This is a genomic window from Pseudomonas sp. 65/3-MNA-CIBAN-0223, from assembly GCF_040310425.1.
GTDB classification, from domain to species: Bacteria; Pseudomonadota; Gammaproteobacteria; order Pseudomonadales; family Pseudomonadaceae; genus Aquipseudomonas; species Aquipseudomonas gregormendelii.
In genome coordinates, this window is record NZ_JBEOPV010000036.1 from 13423 (window position 1) to 29203 (window position 15781).

Genomic DNA, 15781 nt, shown 5'->3' on the forward strand with positions numbered 1-15781 from the left:
TTGATTCTGGGGCTTCTACTCCGGCAACTCCGCCAAACCATCCACATCCGTCATCGCCCGCTCCAGCAGATCCGCCGGCAGGCTCTTGCTCGCCCGCGCGCCCAGCAACTTCAGCTGCTCACTGCGACTGACCAGGTTGCCCCGGCCCTCTGTCAGCTTGTTGCGCGCCGAGCTGTAGGCCTTGTCCAACTGTTGCAGGCGATTGCCGACCTCGTCCAGGTCCTGGATGAACAACACGAACTTGTCATACAGCCAACCGGCCCGCTCGGCGATTTCCCGCGCGTTCTGGCTCTGGCGCTCCTGTTTCCACAGGCTGTCGATCACCCGCAGAGTCGCCAGCAAGGTGGTCGGGCTGACGATCACGATGTTGCGGTCGAATGCTTCCTGGAACAACGTCGGCTCCGCCTGCAGCGCCGCCGAGAACGCCGCTTCGATCGGCACGAACAGCAACACGAAATCCAGGCTGTGCAAGCCGTCGAGACGCTTGTAGTCCTTGCCGGACAAGCCTTTGACATGGGTGCGCAGGGACAGCACATGTTGCTTGAGGGCGATCTGGCCGATGGCCTCATCATCAGCCGCCACGTACTGCTGGTAAGCCGTCAGGCTGACCTTGGAGTCGACCACCACCTGCTTGTCGCCCGGCAAATAGATGATGACGTCCGGCTGGAACCGCTCGCCGTCGGGACCTTTGAGCGTGACCTGAGTCTGGTACTCGCGGCCCTTCTCCAGGCCCGCGTGTTCCAACACCCGCTCAAGGATCAGCTCACCCCAGTTGCCCTGGGTTTTCTGCCCTTTGAGTGCGCGGGTCAGGTTGGTGGCTTCGTCGCTCAACCGCAGGTTCAACTGCTGCAGGCGCTCCAGTTCCTTGGCCAGCGAGAAACGCTCCCGCGCCTCAGCCTGGTAACTTTCTTCGACACGCTTTTCGAATGACTGGATGCGCTCTTTCAGCGGATCCAGCAACTGGCCCAGGCGCTGCTGGCTGGTCTCGGCGAACCGCTGCTCGCGCTCATCGAAGATCTTGCCAGCCAGTTCGGCGAACTGGGCACGCAACTCATCCCGCGAGCCCTGGAGGTCGCTGAGCCGTTGCTGATGGCTTTCCTGTTGTTCGCGCAGCTCGGCATGCAGGGAAGCGGCCTGGGCGTCGAGACGGCGCAGCTCAGCCTCTTTGCCAGCGCGCTCGATGTTCCAGGCATGCGCGGCGTCCCGGGCGTCGTCGCGCTCGACCTGCAACAGTTCGACTTCGCGGCGCAGTGCGGCCAGCTCGGCCTGCCTGGACGTGTTGATCTGACTGAGGTCAGCGATTTCATCTCGGCTGGTTTCCAGCTGGGCGTTCAGGCCATCCTGCGCCAGCAGGGACATCGCCAGCCGCTCCTGCAGCAATGCCACTTGCGCCTGCGTCACGCTGGCGCGGCGCTGCAATTGCCAGGCGAGTACCAACAACGGCAGGGCAGCCCCCGCAAGACCAAGCAAAATGCTGGTCAAGTCCATAGCCATAGCCGCTCCTGCCGATGAGATAAAGCTTGAAGGTTAACCAAGGCGTCAGGTCTTGGACAGCTCAGTCTTCGACCAGCCCCAGTTCCCGCTGTGCGCGCCGATCCCCTGCCCGCGCCGCCTGGCGCAGCAGGTCCTGGCCGATGCGGCGATCGCGGGCATTGCCGCACTCACGACACATCAGCTGGCCGAGGCGGCTTTGCGCTGCCACCACGCCTTCCCGTGCCGGCTGCTTGAGCAGACGTCCGGCGAGGTGTTTCACGTTCGGGTTGTCGCCCAGGCGCGGGCTGTCCAGAAGCCACTCGGCCACACGCATGGAAAAGCGTTTGGGAGGGACAGCGGCGGTGGGTGAAGAGGTTACGGAAACTGATACTGAACGAAACTTCATAAAACACTGTAGGGCAGATCGGAAGGCGCGCCACTCTACTCTTTTTTTCCTACAGGTAAAGCTTAAAAAACCCGGCACGCCCGTCCTAGAGCAAGCGCTCGGGACAATCCACAGAAGCTGTGGATAACTCAGTGGACAACCTGCCTTGAACTCTCGCAAACCCCTGTGGAATGGGGCTCGCAGTCAAACTGACGATTTTTTCACCAGTAAAAAAAAGCGATGTTTTTCATTGACTTAAATTTTGGTTACAGGCACCCACTGCGCTTGCGAGTCAGATGACAGTGCCGTGACAGCGTGCGCAACTAATGTGCACAAGTACCTTCGCGACGGTTATATCAATGCGCTTTTTCGGCGCATTTTGCGCTACGAACCTGTTGATTACTCGTTCACAACCCTTGATCCAGACCGGTCTGGGGCCAAGCCTGCGTGCTCAACCAGCGGTCGGATTCTGTGCTACTGGACAGCGCACCCGACCAACGGCCATACCTGAAAAACTCGTTCGATTGTGATCACAAAGGTTTCTTTGCTTATACCCCTTCCATTACCAAAATCGTTTTGTTATTATCTACGGCGTTAGTACCAAGCTGAAAGTCAATTCTGGTCGAACAAATCCCCCCGGACAGCCTTCATAAACGAAGCCCATCCGAACAAGCGGGACCGACCACCTCGATGGTTTCCAGGTAAACCTTGCGTCAATACAGCCTTTGATCGAAAGCAAAGGGTATTGCCAGGCCCACTTACTCTGACCGAACCAGCCTGCAAATTGATCAGGATCTTCACCCCGGGCCCAGAACCTTTGCCCTTGATGTGTTGCCTGCCCTCCTAAGTACCTACCTGCCAGCCCAAGCGCGCCAATTATCAGCGCTTCAAACTGGCTGCTTTGTTCCAGTCGGGTTCTTCGGTCGACCAACGGTGGTCGTCGTCACTGGAACGTTTTAATTTTGCACGGCTCTTATCCGTGTCGCTTGTAGGAACACCCAATAATGACTACTCAAATCCACACCCAGGATGCTATCCGCACCCTAACCAACGCTTTTGCACCAATGAACTGCCTGATCATGGCCGCTCGCAAAGGCTGCTTCAGCTTCACTCTGGTCAACGAACACGGCATCGCTCGTCACAGCGAACGCCTCTACCCCGATCAGTACTCCAGCGCCGAACCGCTGCAGGCCGTGATCGAGCGTACCCGTCAGGCACTGGTTGCCTGATACGCCAGAAAGACTGAAACATCAAAAGCCTCGCTTAAAACGCGGGGCTTTTTATTGCCTGATATTTCCCTTCCAGCCGCCAAAGCTTAAGCACCAACCGATATAACGGTTATAACTGGCCGGCGGAAATATTTTAAAAACAGGCCTTTACGTCGCGAATATGACACTACACTTCAACTCAAGCGGCTTGATCCGCTTCCGGCGAGCCTGAACCGATCCATCGCTGCCAAGGCCCCCTTTCAGGTATCGCCGACCACTTCCGCTCCGAGGGCTTTATGGGTATCGCTGCCAGCGAACTGTGCCGCTATGTGATCCGTCCGACCTTGCTCTACCTCGGACGCCACAGCGCAACTGCCGAATCCCTGCTGCTGGGTATCGCCGCCAGCCAGTCAGCCCTTGGTTCCGCCCTGCACGACCGCCGTGGCCACGGCCTGTACCGTATCGCCGAACCGCGCCACCAGGCGCTATGGGATCATTACCTGGCCCTGGACCCGGAGCGTGCCAGCCTGGTGCGGGGCCTGGCGAGCCAGCATGCATTCCTCAGCAGCCCGCATCTGGAATTGACCGTCAACCTGCGTTACGCCACCGCCATCGCCTGGCTGCTGGTAGAAGAACAAAACACCTCGCTCCCCGAAGCCGATGATCTGCTAGCGATGGCCCGCATCTGGCGCCAGACCTTCCAGCCCCAAGGCCGCCTCCGTGATTTCACCTACGCCTGGCATACCTGTGTTTCAACGCTGAATCAGGTCGCCTGCTGATCCACCCACTTCACAAAATCGCCCAACTCGCGGCGAATCCGGTCTGATTGTCCTACAAAACCGCTCTAACTCAAGCATTACAGCCTATAGCGCTGGGACGAAAATGTTGGTAATTTTCGCCCCGGTGATCACCAGGAGTTCTAATAATGAAAAAAGTAATGCTCAAAACCACCCTTAGCCTCGCCGTTACCTTGGCATCCACCCAGATCTTTGCAGCTGGCTTTGCCATCAACGAACAAAGTATCAGCGGGATGGGTACAGGTTTTGCCGGGCGATCTTCCTCTGCCGATGACGCAAGCACCATTTTTGGCAACCCTGCCGGCATGTCGCGCATCAAGCGCGAACAAGTCACCGGCGGCGCTGCAATGCTCGACGCACACACCGATATCAGCCGCGCCAGCTCCAGCCCGAACGGCGGCACCAACCACGGTGACATGGTCCCGTTCATCGCTGTGCCGATGGGCTACTACGTCAAGCCGATCGATGACAAGTGGGCAGTGGGCGTAGGCGTCTACGCACCCTTCGGCCTGGTGACCGACTACGAGAGCAACTTCGGCGGTCGCTACTTCGGCAGCAAGAGCGACGTTAAAGTCGTGACCCTGCAACCGACCGTCAGCTACGCCTTCAACGACAAGGTGTCGATCGGCTTCGGTCCGACCATCAACCGCATCGACGGCAAACTGGAATCGAACCTGTCGATCACCCAGGCCGCCGGCGATGGCGAAGTCAAGATCAAGGGTGACGACACCGCGCTGGGCTACAACATCGGCGTTCTGGTACAAGCCACCGACAGCACCCGCATGGGCCTGACCTACCACTCGAAAGTGAAGTACAAGCTCGAAGGCAACACCAAGGTCAACTACAACGTCCTGGGCCTGATCGGCCAGAACCCGAGCCAGAAGTACGACGCGTCCCTGGACCTGACGACGCCTGAGTCGGTCGACTTCTCGGTGACCCATCAGCTTGATGACCAGTGGACCCTGTACGCCGGCAGCACCTGGACTCGCTGGAGCCGCCTGAAAGAAATCACCGTGGAAAACAGCGGTGTACCCGGGGTGCTCAATGGCCAATTCGGCAGCATCACCGAAGAGCAGAACTGGCACGACACCTGGGCTCACGCCATCGGCGCGTCCTACCAGCTTAACAAGCAATGGGTCCTGCGCACCGGCCTGTCCTTCGACCAGTCGCCGACCAACAACGTCGACCGCTCCCCACGCATTCCGACTGGCGATCGCAAGATTTTCAGCCTGGGCGCCGGCTGGAGCCCGACCGACGACCTGACCATCGACGTGGCGTATTCGTACCTGCGTGAAGAAGCAGTCAAGGTCAACAACAGCAACGACCGCGGCCAGAGCTACAACGCCAAGTATCAAAACTGGGCGAATGGTTTCGGTGTAGGCGCGACCTACCGCTTCTGATGAAAGACGCCTTGAGCGCCTGAATCAAAAAAGCCCCGCTCTGTGCGACAGAAGCGGGGCTTTTTAATGGGCGTCAATCAGGGTTGCGAGGCGATGGCCTTCTCGACAGCAGCGATGAATTCAGGGTCATCCGGCTTGGTCAGGCTGGAGAAATTGGCAATCACCTTGCCCTGGCGATCAACCACGTATTTGTAGAAATTCCATTTGGGCGCGCCAGTCTGTTCGGCCAGCACCTTGAACAGGTGAGTCGCGTCGTCACCGCGCACTTTCTGCGGCTCGGTCATGGTGAACGTCACACCGTAATTGACGTAGCAGACCTTGGCGGTCTCGGCGTCGTCCTTGGACTCCTGCTTGAAGTCGTTGGAGGGCACGCCGATCACCTCCAGTCCCTGAGCCTTGTAGCGCTGATTGAGCGCTTCAAGGCTCTTGAACTGCGGGGCGAACCCACAGAAGCTGGCGGTATTGACAACCACCAGCGGCTTGCCAGCAAAGCGCTGGCACAAATCGATCGATTCCTTGGCGCGCAACTTCGGTAGCGAGCCCTGTAGCAGTTCCGGGCATTCGGCTGCCTGGGCCAGTCCAGAAAACGCAATCAGTAACGCGGGAACGGCTAACCAGCGCGTCAACATATCCGTGCATCCTTGAGAAGGTCGTCAGAGCAAAGTTACTCGCGCGCACCTCTTTCTAGCAAGCACCAGTCAGGCAAACAGCTCTAACAAACTCCCATGCCCAACTGCATCAATGCCAGCCCGCCCTGGTGCCAGCCCCACCACACCAGGGCCAGCAGCAAGGCGCCAGCAGCCGCCAGGGCAACACGCGGCCAGATACGACTCATGATGCACTCAACTGCGTCTGCAACCGCGCCACGGGCCGCTCGCGCACCGGCCAGTTAAGGGCCGCCGCCAACAGGCTGAGAAGAATCGCCACTTGCCAGATCAAGTCATAGCTCCCGGTCCGGTCATACACCACCCCGCCCAGCCAGCCGCCCAGGAACGAGCCCAACTGGTGAAACAGGAAAACAATGCCCCCGAGCATGGACAGGTTTCGCACGCCAAACAAGGTGGCGACGGTGCCGTTGGTCAATGGCACCGTGGACAGCCACAGGAAGCCCATCGCCATGCCGAACAGGTACGCGGTGGTGGTGGTGACGGGCGCCCACAGGAACAACCCGATGACCACCGCGCGCAGCAGGTATAAGCCGGTCAACAGGCGCGGCTTGGACATGCGCCCGCCGAGCCAGCCAGCCGTGTAGGTGCCGAAGATGTTGAACAGGCCGATCAGCGCCAGCACCGTGGTGCCGACCGTTGCCGGCAGGTGCTGATCCACCAGGTAGGCCGGCAGGTGCACGCCGATGAATACCACCTGGAAACCGCAGACGAAAAAGCCGAACGCCAGCAGCCAGAACCCCGAATGGGAACAGGCTTCGCGCAGCGCTTCTCCCAGCGTTTGCTCATGACCGAGGGACGGCAGGGGTTTGTCCTTGAGCATGCCGACCAAGGGGACGATCAATGCCACCAGCAAGCCCAGCACCAGCAAGGCTGCAGACCAGCCCAGCCAACCGATCAGCCCCAGGGTGCCGGGCAGCATGGCGAATTGGCCAAACGAGCCGGCCGCACTGGCGATGCCCATGCCCATGCTGCGTTTTTCCGGTGGTACCGCGCGCCCCACCACCCCGAGAATCACCGAGAACGACGTGCCTGACAATCCGATCCCGATCAGCAGGCCGGCACTCAGGGACAAGGTCACCGCCGAATCGGAAAGGCCCATGCACACCAGGCCAGCGGCGTATAGCACCCCGCCGATCAACACGACCTTGGCCGCGCCAAAACGATCCGCCAGGGCGCCGGTGAAGGGTTGCGCCAGGCCCCAGATCAGATTCTGCAGAGCGATGGCAAAGGCAAAGGTTTGGCGGCCCCAGCCAAACTCGGCACTCATCGGCGCCAGGAACAGGCCAAAGCCATGGCGAACGCCCAGCGACAACGCAAGAATCAGCGCACTGCCCAGCAACACCCAACCGCACGTACGCCACATCGATGTCATTATTATTCTCCGATAGCGGGTATATACCCGCTTATATTCGAACGCGCCGGCTTCAAGCCAGTTCGTCCAGCAGTTTGAGCAAGGTTTCGCGTTTTTCCGCGCCCAGGCGATCAACCAGCCGCTGTTGCGCAGCCTCCCAGGCTGGCAAGGCAGCCGCCAGGCGTTCGGCGCCAGCGTCGGTGAGCTTGACGATGCGATTGCGCATGTCCTCGCCCTCGACCAGCATCACCAGCCCTTCCCCTTCCAGTACCCGCAGGTTGCGCCCCAACGTGCTGCGATCCAGCCCCATGGCCTCGGCCAGGGTGGAAATACTCGGCTGGTCCAGGCGTTGCAGGTTGCACAGCAAAGAATACTGGGCAACGTTGATTCCGAAGCCATCGAGAGCGCCGTCGTAATGCCTGCTGACGCCACGAGCGGCGCGACGCAGGTTGATGCATAAACATTGGGAGTCGAGCATGATGCGTGTATATACCCGCGAGTGAGATTAATCAAGTTTTCTACAGTAACTGCAGGAGCAAAGCGTGCTCGCGATGGCGATGTGACATTCAGTGGTCATGTCGCCTGGTAGCACGCGATCGAGAGCAAGCTTTGCGCCCACAGGTAATCAAGTCTAATCAGACCAACACCAACCCAACCAACACCCCAACCTCCAGCAACTCCAGCAGCGCCCCCGCCGTATCCCCGGTGGTACCGCCCAATCGCCGCAGCATCAACTGCCGCAGCCAGGCAAACGCCAACCCCGCCATGACCAGCGCAGAAACGCCATTGAGCCCCGCCAGCAACACACAGGCCAACGCACTGAGTGCCAGCACCAGCTTGCCCGCCGAGCGCGGCAGATGATCAGCCAGCGCCTGCCCCAGCCCGCCGGCACGCACATAAGGCGTGGTCAGAAACAGCCCCAGCAGGGCAGCGCGCCCAATCAGCGGGACTACCAGCAAATAGACCCCATGTTGCTGCTCGATCAACGCCAGCAACGCGGCAAATTTAAGCAGCATTACCAGCACCAGCGTAACCACTGCGATGGGTCCGCTGCGCGGGTCCTTCATGATGGTCAGGGTGCGTTCACGGTCGCCAAACCCGCCAAGCCACGCATCAGCGCTGTCGGCCAGGCCATCGAGGTGCAAGCCGCCGCTCAACAGCACCCAGGCCGTCAGCAACAGTGCAGCGTGCAGCACTGAAGGGCTGCCATTGAGGAGGCCGTTCAGCCCCCACAAAATTACGCCAAACAGCAACCCCACCAGCGGATAAAACAGCAGTGAGCGCCCGAGCTCCTGAGGTGTCGGCATGCCCGGGAGGCGTACCGGCAGGCTGCTGAGGAATTGCAGGGCGATCCAGAATGGCAGCATGCTCAGTTCGCTTCCCGCAACAGTCCAGCGGATTCAACGGCCAACGCAAACATCGTACCGTGGCCAACTTCGACATTCAGCAGTTGCTCACGGGGCAACCCTCGGGCCCGCGCCAGCAACAGGCGCATCACTCCGCCGTGACTGACGAGCAAGACCCGCTCCCCCGCATAAGTGGCGTGCAAGCGCTCGACGGCGCCCAGCACCCGCGCGGAGAAATCCTCGACCGGCTCGCCCTGGGGCGGTGTGAACGAATAGGGATCGGCCCAGAACAAGCCCAGGCCCTCGGCGTCGGTTTCCATCAGCGCGGCAGCGCTCTGCCCTTCCCAGGCGCCGAAATGCAGCTCCTGCAGAGCCTTGTCCTGATGCACCGGCACGCCCAGTTGCGCGCCGAGTTCCTCTGCAAACCGCGCACAGCGCTGCAAGGGTGAGCTGACGAGGCGATCCCAAGGCCCCTGATCCGCCACCGCGGCACGCATCTGTGCCCAACCGGCGTCGGTGAGCGCGTCATCGATGCTGCCGCGCAGGCCGCCGCCCAGTTCGGTTTCGCCGTGGCGCAACAAGTCCAGGCGCAGGGTCATGCCGGGCGGTCCGCAACGGCGGCTTCGGCAAAGGTCGCCATCTGCCCGTGAAGGTCACAGGCCAGGCGCAGCAAGGGCACGGCCAGCGCGGCACCACTGCCTTCGCCCAGGCGCAGGCCGAGCGCCAGCAAGGGTTCGGCGTCGAGCGTCTCGAGCACGTGCCGATGCCCCGGCTCGGCGCCACAATGCCCAAACAACAGCCATTGACGGCACGCCGGATTCAGCCGCACGGCCACCAGCGCGGCAACGCTGCAGATAAAGCCGTCCACCAGCACCGCTACCCCTTCCTGGGCACAGGCGAGATAGGCGCCCACCAGTGCGGCAATCTCGAAACCGCCGAGGTTGTACAGCGTCTGCAACGGATCGCCACGCTGGGCACTGTGCAGTGCCAGCGCGCGCTCGATGACCTGGGCCTTATGGCTGACGCCTGCGGCGTTCAGTCCGGTGCCAGGCCCGGTCATTTGCACTACCGGGCAATCGAGCAATGCACAGGCCAGGGCGCTGGCGGCGGTGGTGTTGCCAATGCCCATTTCACCACCGATAAACAGCTGGGCGCCGCCAGCTATGGCGCGGTGCACGCTGTCGCGACCCGCCTGCAAAGCCAGCGCACCCTGCGCTGCAGTCATCGCCGCAGTCACGGCGAAATTCGCCGTGCCCGGGCCGATGTTCAGGTGCCGCACGCCTTTGAGGTCGAGGCCCGGGTTGACGGTACCCAGATCGACCACTTCCAGGGCCGCGCCCAGTTGCCGTGCCAGCACGCTGATTGCCGCGCCGCCGCTGACGAAGTTGTGCAGCATCTGCCCGGTCACTTCCTGGGGATACGCAGAGACGCCTTCGGCAACGACGCCATGGTCGCCAGCAAAAATGCCGATCCACACCTGATCAAGCGTCGGCTTCAGTTGACCCTGCAACCCGGCCAGTTGCACCGCCACAGACTCGAGCCGACCCAGCGAACCCGCGGGCTTGGTGAGCTGCTGTTGGCGGGCCTCAGCCTGTTCGACAGCGTGAGTGTCGATGGGTTTGCACGGGTTGAGCCACCAGGCTTGGGTCATAACGCGGTTCCTTTGAGAGTCAGGGGCAGGCCGGCCACGGTGAGGACGACTCGCTGGCAGCGCTCGGCCAGCGCCTGATGCAGCCAGCCGGCCTCATCGACGTAGCGCCGGGTCAACTCGCCCAGCGGTACGACGCCCATGCCGGTCTCGTTGCTGACGAAAATGATTTCACCCGGCAAGGTCGCCAGGCAGTCGAGTAAAGCGTCGCGTTCGACCGACAGGCGTTCGGCGTTGTCCAGCATCAGCAGATTGGTGAGCCACAGGGTCAGGCAATCCACCAGCAGGCAGCGATCGGCGCTGGCGTTTTCGCGCAGTACGCGGGCCAGTTCCAACGGTTCTTCGATCAATGCCCATTCGGCTGGCCGCCGCGCACGATGGTGGGCCACCCGCTGGTTCATTTCGCCGTCCAGCGGTTGGCTGGTGGCAATGTAGGTGACAGCCAGCTCACTGTCAGTGGCGAGCCGTTCGGCCAGGCGGCTTTTGCCGGAGCGGGCGCCGCCGAGGATTAATTGCAACATGGTGGGTTCCTTGAAATCTTCGGTGGGGCGATAGGGCACTCAGATACCACACAGTTCACGCAACAGCCCGGTATCCAGGTGCTTCTCCACCAGATCCGCCAACCGCTCGATATCCCGCTCTCGCAGGCCGTGATAGTCCACCTCCTGCACATCCTGCAAACCGGCCCAGCGCAGCAGTGCACTGCAGGCCGCCGGCGACTCGAACAAACCAAACGAGCCAAGCAGTTTCAGCGGCCCAGTATTTCCAAGGAGTTGCGGCAGTTTTGGGTCTTGGGATTTCCCCTCACCCACCCACCACCGAACCACAGGAAGTATCCATTGGTGTGAATTCAAATACGTACGTTCTTTGCTCAAATCAATCGCCATAAACTTCCCCACCGACCACCCAACCTGATGGGAAAACCCACTATGTCGAGTGCTCGGCAGGGATGTCCCGGCGCAAGCGCTCCGGATTTTACGCAGTTTTTACCGACTCCGCTGGATTCCATATAGTGCCTGTCGCATCAGCCGCTGCCTCCACTGCCGCAAGCAAGGCCTCCTGTGACAAATGACTGTAACGCTGGCTGGTCTTCAGTTGAGCATGACCAAGCACCTTGGATACCTCATAGATAGAGCGCCCTGAGTTCACCATATTGCTAGCCATGCTGTGTCGCAGATCGTGCATCCTTAACTCAGAAAGCCCTGCTTGCTTGCGTGCAATATCCCAGCTAGCGAAGACAGATCTGAAGGGTTTCATCGTCTTTGGATTAGGCACCAAATGCGGACATCCTTCCCAGCGAGGCAGTTGCTCCAGAATCGCCAAGACAGCAGCGGATAAAGGCACATATCTCGGTTTACCTGTCTTCGTAGTCGGGATACGCCAGCTACGACGCTCCAGATCGAAGTGCTCCCAGCGTGCATCTAGCAGCTCCCGTTTACGCGCCCCTGTCAGCAGCAATAAGGGCACGATGTGTTTCAACTGGCTACTGCCACTTTGTTCCAGTGCAGCCCTCAGTCGCTGTGTCTCCTCTGGAGTCAGGTACCGCTCACGAGCATTGTTGAGCTCGTACATCGAAGCGCTTAACGTTGGATTGGTCTCAGTACCAGGTATCTTCCACTTCCTGGCCACGTTATACATATAACGCATGAGAACAAGCACACGGTTGCAGGTCGCTGCCGCATAACCTTCGGCACGCATCGCATGGTGATGCTCGATGACTGCTAGCTGGGTTACTTGATCCAGATGGCAATCACCAAACTTGGGTTGCACATGATTACGGTAATAGCTTTCGTCCGAAGACCAGCTTTTCTTGTACCCCTTGATAAATGGCATATAACGCTCTTGGAAAAACTCATCCAGCGTCGGTACTGTTCGCTTTACTTTCCGTTCCTCAGCAGGGCTTTCACCAAGCACAACACGAGAACGCAATACCTGAGCCGCCTGACGAGCCTTGTCAAAAGAGATGGACTTCGAATCACCTATCTTGTGCTGACGCTGCTTGCCATGCGGGTCACGGTAACGCAGGTGGAACGTCTTTCCTCCAGAAGCACGAACCTCAAGAATGAAGCCTGTAATGGCTGTGTCGTAATAGTCCACCTTGCTCTTGCCATCAGGACAGACGGCAGTTCGGACGAAGTGAGCGTCTAGAGTTGCATTAGGCATGGGAGTGCTCCCTATGGAAAAAGCAGAAGATGGACAGGTCACAACCAAAAGCTGGCTGCTGCACGGGGTTGAGGGGATAAACGGGTACTCGGCAATCGCAACGCGGTATGCAAATAGCAAACAAAACGGCATCCATTCTTCAAATTTCCTTTTTATTTCAAGGCAATAGGAAGCCCACCAGCACGTAGCCAGGAGCGGATTAATGAGACTTCAGGTTTTTTGGGGGACGCGGGGGAAACTGGAATCAGGCGCGGTCTGGGAAACTGCGAACCTGAAAAACTGCCGGCTGCCCCCCCTCAGAACGGATCAGGGAATTTTAAGAACGGTCCCGTCCGAGGAATCTGAAGGTAGTTCCAGCAATGAGAACACCTTGGCTCCACGCTCTTGAATGGAGAAACTCCATCGGTAAATTGCAGGATCATTGCCAGTGTATTTTTCAATGACCTTGAGTACTGAACGCTTGGTGTCCCTTGCTCGTTCAGCAGCAGCATCCGCCAGCTTCATCTTGGAATTAATCCCTTCGCGTATGCAGTCTTCAATGACCTCGATGATCTGGGAATCAGACTTAATGTCAGCAGCGCGTTTAAGGGGCACCAGATGCTCTGGATTGACCTCTTTAACTGACAGTAATAGCTCGTCGTAGGGGATATCACTGTCGAGGGTGTAGCTGTAGGCTGCGGTCTGGGAGACATTGCCTCGACGCTTGATGTTACTGAACTCCACCACCTTCTGATGCATATCGGCTTGCTGCGAAATCGTATTCAGCATGAAGGCACAATCGAAATCATCAACGATATCCGAGGTTCCCGAATACATGCTTCGACCATCAGCACCCGGATTTTTGTTGGCATGCGACAAGGCGATGACTGTCCCGCCCTTGAGGCAAAACTGACGAATGACTTTTGCGAATTCCGAGCTTTTACCCTTGTCCATGGTGTTGACGAACTTCTTGAGGGTGTCCAATACCACAATGACACCGCGCGCCGTATTTTCGGCAATCATACTTTCCATGGCCCTCCGAAACGCACTGGCCTCGAATCCTTGATGACCGTCAGCGAGCATGTCGAATCCATACTCTTCGGCCAGTCTGACCTTGTCCACCAAGCCGCTGCTGTTGTCATCCATGTTGATGTAATAGAGCTGAGCCGGATTGATGAGCTCTTGTTTAATGGACTCAATGATCAGGTGGATGAGGATCAGGGTTTTGCCAGTGTTGGCCCGTGCATAAACGACCGTCGCCTGCCCCTGAAGCACAATACTCCCCAGAATCTGCTTCTGCTCCACCATCTGTTTTTCCAGCTCAAGCAAGCGCCCCCGCAGTGAAAATGCAGTGAGTGGAGAGCCGGTGTTAACGACACCTTCAGTAGGAACCACCTCGCCCTGACAGACCTCCTCATACTCACAAACTTCAAATTCGGCGTCATTTTTGTTCATGATGGCCTTCACATTGGCACCACCTTCAGCGGCCATCTTGATCAGGGTGGCTATAGTCAGCGGATTAGACTGACCCAGATTAAACGAACGCCATTTGGCTTCGATCTCTTTCTCACCCTTGTAACCACTTCCTTGGCTACTCCAGCGGTCAGCCAATGCAAGGCCATCTTCACTACCTTGTGTCTCGTGGCAGAGAGCCATTAGCACATGCACCCAATCCTGATAGCCAACATCTGGGCTGATGTGTTCCAGCAAGTCTTGGAGTTGCTTCAGCTTGACGCTACCTACCTCCGGCACGACTGTTGCTACGATTGAGGAAATTGACGGACGAGGCGGTTGCCGGCCATTGTGCTTGAACACGGCATCGATGAAATCCTGATTGGCCGCATGCAATTGGCCGACGCTGTTTACATGCAAATGTTGAATTTTCTTATCCGTACTGGGCGGCAAAATAGCCATGCCACGGCCAGTCTTGACGTCGATACGGTCGGGAAACGCGTCGGTGGCATGGGAGTCGGTTTTAACGGAAACGCCCTCATCCAACCGAAAGTAATGGTGGCATCCACGCTTGGTCCTGATCGTCAGCAGCGGTGCCGCACCATACTTTCCTTCAATAGCCTGCAAAGCCGCCTCAGACTCGGGGCTGTCGGCGTCCAAGACAAACAAGGAGTCGCCCACAATGCAGGCCAATTCATGGGAAGGATGCTGCGTCCAGTGCTGCTGGATGGTTTCAGGGGAGAGTCGGTTCAACCAAGGGTCCCATTTCAATGCCGGATGCTTGGAAGCAGGCAGGATGGGAATGACCGCCAGGCCGTACTTGAACCAGAAAAGGGCTCCGTCTAGATTGCTACTGAACGGTATCTCGGAAGGGGACGCTGGGCGGCTAGGGATACAAATGGCTTTAGTGCTAGACATATCATCACTCTACAAGTGCGTTCGCTCACGCTTGCAAAGGGACAGCCCACAAAAAAGCCGTCCTACAGGCAAGCGCACGTTTGGATTGAATCTGTCCAGTGGAAAGGTCTGGACCCAAAGGCACTTGCGATAGGGACGGCTGGTTAGGCTATTCGATTGATGACATCACCACTTGAGCGGTATGCACATACTGTGGGTGAAATTTACACATCGTTCATGACGAGGTCAACCCATCGCGAGCACGGGAGAGGTGGAGACCTGCGATGCTGAAAACCTAAATCAATGAGCAATGTGATTCCCCCAAGGGCAGCTCCTCAGATTTCCAGTTTCTCAGCTCCCACGGCCAAAGGGCAATTTCCCAGGACTTCTGGTTTTCAGGTTTTCAGGTTTTCAGTTCTCCCATCCCATTGCCTCCCCCTCAAAAACCGCCAGCCCCCCTCCCCCCACACACTGGCAGAGTGTCCGGCGGGGATCAGGATGTGCGCCAGCGGGGGCTAGGGAACAACGAGGGGGCTCGGGAGGGGCTCGGTATGGCGCCGGGGATCTGTATCCACAGAGTGTCTCAGGGGCGGGCGCTGGGTGACCGGGCATGACTAGGGCGGTGCTCCCTCAACCCTTACTGTGTTCACAGTAGCACTCTGACAGGTGACGCAGTTCATGATGGAACAGTTTCCCAATTTTGCAGCTCCTGAGTCTGTCGCACCTGAGAGGCAGAGATTGGCCAGAGGCGGACTATGGACACGATGCAGATGGTTCCGTAGTGTGCCTGTGGCCCTGTCGTTCATCTCTGCCTCTACAGGTCGCGCCTAGGATGGATACAAACTTAGGCCAACCAAGGAATTACGTATGGGCAAGAGTGTTATGCGACACAGGCAACAAAAAAATAAGCCTTTCTTGTCGCCTGTTAATAGCTAGTCTAGGGAAACTCTGAAAAAGACTTCCCGATCTGGTGAAATACGCACCTCACACGAACAGAACGGTTGAGCCCCGATG

At 58.5% G+C, this 15781-nt stretch carries 15 protein-coding genes and 1 pseudogene; 3 read left to right on the forward strand and 13 right to left on the reverse strand.

All coding sequences use genetic code 11. The features are described 5' to 3' along the window. Positions 1-15: 15 nt before the first annotated feature. Positions 16-1380: a DNA recombination protein RmuC gene (locus tag AAEZ09_RS27050; RefSeq protein ID WP_163019378.1), complete on the reverse strand. Its 1365-nt coding sequence runs from the start codon at positions 1378-1380 to the stop codon at positions 16-18. 175 nt (positions 1381-1555) lie between these two features. Continuing rightward, a complete protein-coding gene (locus tag AAEZ09_RS27055) occupies positions 1556-1879 on the reverse strand; it encodes an SEL1-like repeat protein (RefSeq protein WP_082069201.1) in 324 nt (107 codons plus the stop codon). 983 nt (positions 1880-2862) lie between these two features. Between AAEZ09_RS27055 and AAEZ09_RS27060 the strand changes: the two genes are divergently transcribed. From AAEZ09_RS27060 to AAEZ09_RS27070, 3 genes are all read left to right on the forward strand, one after another. Then, positions 2863-3087, forward strand: a complete 225-nt coding sequence (locus tag AAEZ09_RS27060) for a hypothetical protein (protein ID WP_008031832.1) — start codon at positions 2863-2865, stop codon at positions 3085-3087. 275 nt (positions 3088-3362) lie between these two features. Then, positions 3363-3845, forward strand: a complete 483-nt coding sequence (locus AAEZ09_RS27065; RefSeq protein WP_350601449.1) for a hypothetical protein — start codon at positions 3363-3365, stop codon at positions 3843-3845. A 146-nt stretch (positions 3846-3991) separates the two neighbouring features. Continuing rightward, positions 3992-5263 carry an OmpP1/FadL family transporter gene (locus AAEZ09_RS27070; protein WP_045060573.1) on the forward strand — a complete coding sequence of 424 codons (1272 nt, stop codon included), beginning with the start codon at positions 3992-3994 and terminating at the stop codon, positions 5261-5263. A 77-nt stretch (positions 5264-5340) separates the two neighbouring features. On the opposite strand, the gene AAEZ09_RS27075 is transcribed toward AAEZ09_RS27070, so the two are convergent. From AAEZ09_RS27075 to AAEZ09_RS27125, 11 genes and pseudogenes are all read right to left on the reverse strand, one after another. Then, positions 5341-5892, reverse strand: a complete 552-nt coding sequence (locus AAEZ09_RS27075; RefSeq protein WP_122838010.1) for a glutathione peroxidase — start codon at positions 5890-5892, stop codon at positions 5341-5343. Between the two features lie 83 nt (positions 5893-5975). Next, positions 5976-6098 carry a hypothetical protein gene (locus AAEZ09_RS27080; protein WP_269082904.1) on the reverse strand — a complete coding sequence of 41 codons (123 nt, stop codon included), beginning with the start codon at positions 6096-6098 and terminating at the stop codon, positions 5976-5978. After that, on the reverse strand, positions 6095-7303 hold the full coding sequence (locus tag AAEZ09_RS27085; RefSeq protein ID WP_350601451.1) for an MFS transporter: 1209 nt from the start codon (positions 7301-7303) through the stop codon (positions 6095-6097). Before AAEZ09_RS27085 ends, AAEZ09_RS27080 begins: the two co-directional genes overlap by 4 nt. A 52-nt stretch (positions 7304-7355) precedes the next feature. Beyond that, positions 7356-7760: a MarR family winged helix-turn-helix transcriptional regulator gene (locus AAEZ09_RS27090; RefSeq protein ID WP_045060570.1), complete on the reverse strand. Its 405-nt coding sequence runs from the start codon at positions 7758-7760 to the stop codon at positions 7356-7358. A 157-nt stretch (positions 7761-7917) separates the two neighbouring features. Then, complete coding sequence (locus AAEZ09_RS27095; RefSeq protein ID WP_350601452.1) at positions 7918-8649, reverse strand: adenosylcobinamide-GDP ribazoletransferase; 732 nt, start codon at positions 8647-8649, stop codon at positions 7918-7920. Between the two features lie 2 nt (positions 8650-8651). Beyond that, complete coding sequence (gene cobC / locus AAEZ09_RS27100; RefSeq protein WP_045060568.1) at positions 8652-9227, reverse strand: alpha-ribazole phosphatase family protein; 576 nt, start codon at positions 9225-9227, stop codon at positions 8652-8654. Then, on the reverse strand, positions 9224-10279 hold the full coding sequence (cobT, locus tag AAEZ09_RS27105) for a nicotinate-nucleotide--dimethylbenzimidazole phosphoribosyltransferase (protein WP_350601454.1): 1056 nt from the start codon (positions 10277-10279) through the stop codon (positions 9224-9226). The genes cobC and cobT overlap by 4 nt, the downstream gene beginning before the upstream one ends. Further along, complete coding sequence (gene cobU, locus AAEZ09_RS27110) at positions 10276-10797, reverse strand: bifunctional adenosylcobinamide kinase/adenosylcobinamide-phosphate guanylyltransferase (RefSeq protein ID WP_045060566.1); 522 nt, start codon at positions 10795-10797, stop codon at positions 10276-10278. Before cobU ends, cobT begins: the two co-directional genes overlap by 4 nt. Positions 10798-10836: 39 nt before the next feature. Next, positions 10837-11007 (reverse strand): annotated as a pseudogene (locus AAEZ09_RS27115) (cobyric acid synthase); the annotation flags it as partial. Positions 11008-11251: 244 nt separating this feature from the next. Then, on the reverse strand, positions 11252-12439 hold the full coding sequence (locus AAEZ09_RS27120) for a tyrosine-type recombinase/integrase (protein ID WP_350601455.1): 1188 nt from the start codon (positions 12437-12439) through the stop codon (positions 11252-11254). Between the two features lie 306 nt (positions 12440-12745). After that, positions 12746-14788, reverse strand: a complete 2043-nt coding sequence (locus AAEZ09_RS27125; RefSeq protein ID WP_350601457.1) for a PriCT-2 domain-containing protein — start codon at positions 14786-14788, stop codon at positions 12746-12748. Between the last annotated feature and the right edge of the window lie 993 nt (positions 14789-15781).

Bases quoted from the DNA above. Each gene is read 5' to 3' on its own strand.
- AAEZ09_RS27095 (WP_350601452.1), bottom strand. From the start codon at position 8,649: ATGCTGCCATTCTGGATCGCCCTGCAATTCCTCAGCAGCCTGCCGGTA.
- AAEZ09_RS27085 (WP_350601451.1), bottom strand. From the start codon at position 7,303: ATGACATCGATGTGGCGTACGTGCGGTTGGGTGTTGCTGGGCAGTGCG.
- cobT (WP_350601454.1), bottom strand. From the start codon at position 10,279: ATGACCCAAGCCTGGTGGCTCAACCCGTGCAAACCCATCGACACTCAC.
- AAEZ09_RS27120 (WP_350601455.1), bottom strand. From the start codon at position 12,439: ATGCCTAATGCAACTCTAGACGCTCACTTCGTCCGAACTGCCGTCTGT.
- AAEZ09_RS27070 (WP_045060573.1), top strand. From the start codon at position 3,992: ATGAAAAAAGTAATGCTCAAAACCACCCTTAGCCTCGCCGTTACCTTG.
- AAEZ09_RS27080 (WP_269082904.1), bottom strand. From the start codon at position 6,098: ATGAGTCGTATCTGGCCGCGTGTTGCCCTGGCGGCTGCTGGCGCCTTG.
- cobU (WP_045060566.1), bottom strand. From the start codon at position 10,797: ATGTTGCAATTAATCCTCGGCGGCGCCCGCTCCGGCAAAAGCCGCCTG.
- AAEZ09_RS27075 (WP_122838010.1), bottom strand. From the start codon at position 5,892: ATGTTGACGCGCTGGTTAGCCGTTCCCGCGTTACTGATTGCGTTTTCT.
- AAEZ09_RS27055 (WP_082069201.1), bottom strand. From the start codon at position 1,879: ATGAAGTTTCGTTCAGTATCAGTTTCCGTAACCTCTTCACCCACCGCC.
- cobC (WP_045060568.1), bottom strand. From the start codon at position 9,227: ATGACCCTGCGCCTGGACTTGTTGCGCCACGGCGAAACCGAACTGGGC.
- AAEZ09_RS27125 (WP_350601457.1), bottom strand. From the start codon at position 14,788: ATGTCTAGCACTAAAGCCATTTGTATCCCTAGCCGCCCAGCGTCCCCT.
- AAEZ09_RS27060 (WP_008031832.1), top strand. From the start codon at position 2,863: ATGACTACTCAAATCCACACCCAGGATGCTATCCGCACCCTAACCAAC.
- AAEZ09_RS27065 (WP_350601449.1), top strand. From the start codon at position 3,363: ATGGGTATCGCTGCCAGCGAACTGTGCCGCTATGTGATCCGTCCGACC.
- AAEZ09_RS27090 (WP_045060570.1), bottom strand. From the start codon at position 7,760: ATGCTCGACTCCCAATGTTTATGCATCAACCTGCGTCGCGCCGCTCGT.